Annotated in this window: 5 protein-coding genes; 2 read left to right on the top strand and 3 right to left on the bottom strand. The window is 58.2% G+C overall.

Annotated features, from left to right (window positions below; translation table 11 throughout):
- Nucleotides 1-205 precede the first annotated feature (205 nt).
- The gene (locus tag AC27IQ_RS21860) at nucleotides 206-814 is read left to right on the top strand and encodes a peptidoglycan recognition protein family protein (protein WP_487090771.1); all 609 of its coding nucleotides are present in this window, start codon (nucleotides 206-208) and stop codon (nucleotides 812-814) included.
- Between the two features lie 19 nt (nucleotides 815-833).
- A complete protein-coding gene (locus tag AC27IQ_RS21865) occupies nucleotides 834-1,262 on the top strand; it encodes a hypothetical protein (protein WP_487090772.1) in 429 nt (142 codons plus the stop codon).
- A 347-nt stretch (nucleotides 1,263-1,609) separates the two neighbouring features.
- Here the strand turns inward: AC27IQ_RS21865 and AC27IQ_RS21870 are convergent, their stop codons facing one another.
- The 3 genes from AC27IQ_RS21870 to AC27IQ_RS21880 all read right to left on the bottom strand — a co-directional run.
- On the bottom strand, nucleotides 1,610-1,969 hold the full coding sequence (locus AC27IQ_RS21870) for a 5-carboxymethyl-2-hydroxymuconate Delta-isomerase (protein ID WP_487090773.1): 360 nt from the start codon (nucleotides 1,967-1,969) through the stop codon (nucleotides 1,610-1,612).
- A gap of 56 nt (nucleotides 1,970-2,025) precedes the next feature.
- A complete protein-coding gene (locus AC27IQ_RS21875; protein WP_487090774.1) occupies nucleotides 2,026-2,412 on the bottom strand; it encodes a 6-carboxytetrahydropterin synthase in 387 nt (128 codons plus the stop codon).
- A 50-nt stretch (nucleotides 2,413-2,462) separates the two neighbouring features.
- A partial coding sequence (locus tag AC27IQ_RS21880) for a radical SAM family protein (RefSeq protein ID WP_487090775.1) occupies nucleotides 2,463-2,830 on the bottom strand: 368 nt, incomplete at its 5' end.

Raw genomic sequence — 2,830 nt, forward strand, 5'->3', positions numbered from 1 at the left:
TCGTGAACAGCCTGCGGGGCTGGCTGGACGCCACGCTGCAGGCCTGAGTCGGCGGGGTCGGCGTCCAGGGACCGTCGGTTCCAAATCCAGGAACCATTGCAATACGCTATTGGGAGCCTTTCAAAATGCTACCTCAGGTTTTGCACTTCATATTTGAGGTCGACCTTCGCTATCATGCACGCCCATCGTCTAAAAGGGAGTGCTAATGTTAATTGCAATGGGTGGTGTAATTAAACACAGAAAAATAACCACGCAAATATATCCAGGCATCGAGCATGGGCAGATGCTCAGCGTCAGCGGGATCGTTCTACATCAAACCAGCAGCAATTACACTGCCAAAACGCTGATGGCGTACGCGTTTAGGCCGTCAGGAACAGGAACCCACTTTTTAATTAATCCCGCAGGCCAGATATTTCAAACCGCACGAGTGGATAAAATATGCTGGCATATCGGTCGAATAAAATCTTATTGCATGCAGGTGCAAAAATGCGACGCAATCGATAAGAAAGAACTTGAAGCATTAAAATTGAAGTACACCGATAAGGATGAATATGATAAACAGGTGGATGCCTACGAACGAAAGAAAGCAGCCAAAGATCGCTCTCCCACTAATTTCGATTCCATTGGCATAGAGGTGGTTGGAGCCCCTCTGAATCAATCTTACGGAAAGCCAACACATGCCCAAAATGAATCGTCAAAATGGTTGGTGGGAGAATTGATTTCGATGCTTAATTTGACTCGTGACCGAATTTATCCCCATGGTTTGATTGATCCCCGAAAGCAGGAAAGCGAAGGGCGATTGATTGGTTACTAGAGGCATCTCAATGAAGAATGTGTTAAAAATCACGTTTTCAGTATTCATCGCTCTAAGTATTTTTATCGGTGCTTTTTTTGCATGGTGGTTAATGCCAATCTCCATGCAAGAACCTGAAATTATAAAAGTCATAGACCCCGAAATGAAAGACGAGGACGCGATTAGATTTTGCAATTCTTTCAACATGACGCCTAATGAATTCAGGGAATTCTGGAAAAACGCTAAACCCATTTTTCAATTTGAATCTCATGACTACTCTTTTGGTGCCTGCCACTTCAGGGCCATCGAAAACGGCAAGGAATATAAAATTGGAATTGGCGGTGTAGGAATCATTTCAAATACCAACGATGCCAGCGGAGATTCTTTGCGTTACTACGTGAAAAAAGGGGCGAAGTCCGATAGCGAGCTCATGCTGGAGGAAATGGGCAAAGAGAGCCCATCGAAGTGAGAAAGCGGTTTGTAGGATTTGCCCAGATGCGGGTATGGCTCGTGAACAGCCTGCGGGGCTGGTTCGCCGCCACGCTGCAGGCTTGAAAGGTGTGAGCCGTGACCGCTGCACTCGCCAGAACACCCCCTGCTCTGTGTTGCAAAACCTCGCAGTAACCTGAGCTACGTTGGCGCCTTGCGCCTTGATCGGACGTGTTTCGGCGGTGCATCGGGAGGCACCGGATTCGTTCACACCTGTTGAGCCGGTGTCGCAGGCTCCAAGGGCTCCGATGCCCGCGGCCATCGCTATTTGCTACGTTTTTTGCAGCAATGTGCCCTAGTGTTGATTGCGCTGCAGCCCGGTAGGGCTCAAAGCCGCTCTTTCGCGTAGGACCCACGGTCCATGTCCACGATCTCCACGCTGAGCTGCACCATCACGCCCCCGGGCCGGGGCGTGAGACGGCGCAGCACGTCGGCCACGCGGCCGGCGAGGTCCTGCTTGGTCTCGGGCGAGCGGCCGGACAGCAGGCGCAGCTGCGCATGCACGAACGCGCGGTCGGCGGGGGCGGTGCCGATCTCGAAGCGGTCGGTGCGCAGGAAGCGGGACTTGAGGTCCGCCTCGTTCTGGATCTCGGGGCTCGCGGTGAGGGACTGGTTCAGTTCCGCCAGCATCTGGGCTTCGGGCAGACCGGCCAGGTTCTGGCTGTATTCGATGACGAGGTGGGGCATGGCGGTTCTCCTGCGGGGTGGGATGAAAGACGGGGAAGGGGAAGGGGCGGATGGGCTCAGCCCGGTACCGGGCCGGGCGGCGCCAGCTCCAGCACGCAGCCGTCGCCCAGCGCCTCGCGCCACACGCGCACGCGGCTGGCGGGCGGCTGCATGCCATCGAGCGCCTGGGCGATGAAGTGGCACAGGTTTTCCAGCGTGGGCGTGCCCAGGCCGGGCACTTCGTCCAGCCAGTGGTGGTCGAGCTGCTCGCGCACGGCGGCCAGGCGCTGGCGCAGGTGGCCCAGGTCGATGACCATGCCGGTGGCGGGATCGCGCGGGCCGGTGACGGCCACCTCCGCGTGGTAGGTGTGGCCGTGGATGCGGCGGCTGCCCTCGGCCTCGATCTCGCGCTGCAAGGTGTGCGCGGCATCGAAGAAAAAGCGCTGGTGAACGGTGAACTGCATGGTCGGCGAACGGGCGGGAACGGGGCGAAAAAAACGGTACGGAACAGGGCTCAGCGGATGCCCGTGAGCTTGTGGGTCTGAAGGCTCAGGCGCCATGCGGGGCGCTCCAGGCAGGCGGCGATGCAGCGCCCGGTGTTGGCGGCCTGCTCCGGGCCGTCCATGGGCTGCAGGAAGCGGTGCGTGAACTGCGTCTGCGACTCCAGCGCGGCGAGGTCGAAGCCGGGCTGGGGCCACACCAGCTTGAGCTCCTGCCCGCTGCGCTGCACCCAGGGCGCGCCGGCCTTGGGGCTGATGCACAGCCAGTCGATGCCGGGCGGCGCGGCCACGGTGCCATTGCTCTCCACGGCGATGCGAAAGTGCCGCGCGTGCAGGGCGTCGATGAAGGCCGTGTCCACCTGCAGCAGCGGCTCGCCGCCCG

The organism is Acidovorax sp. KPB24-07, assembly GCF_057543315.1.

Bases quoted from the DNA above. Each gene is read 5' to 3' on its own strand.
- AC27IQ_RS21860 (WP_487090771.1), top strand. From the start codon at position 206: ATGTTAATTGCAATGGGTGGTGTAATTAAACACAGAAAAATAACCACG.
- AC27IQ_RS21870 (WP_487090773.1), bottom strand. From the start codon at position 1,969: ATGCCCCACCTCGTCATCGAATACAGCCAGAACCTGGCCGGTCTGCCC.
- AC27IQ_RS21875 (WP_487090774.1), bottom strand. From the start codon at position 2,412: ATGCAGTTCACCGTTCACCAGCGCTTTTTCTTCGATGCCGCGCACACC.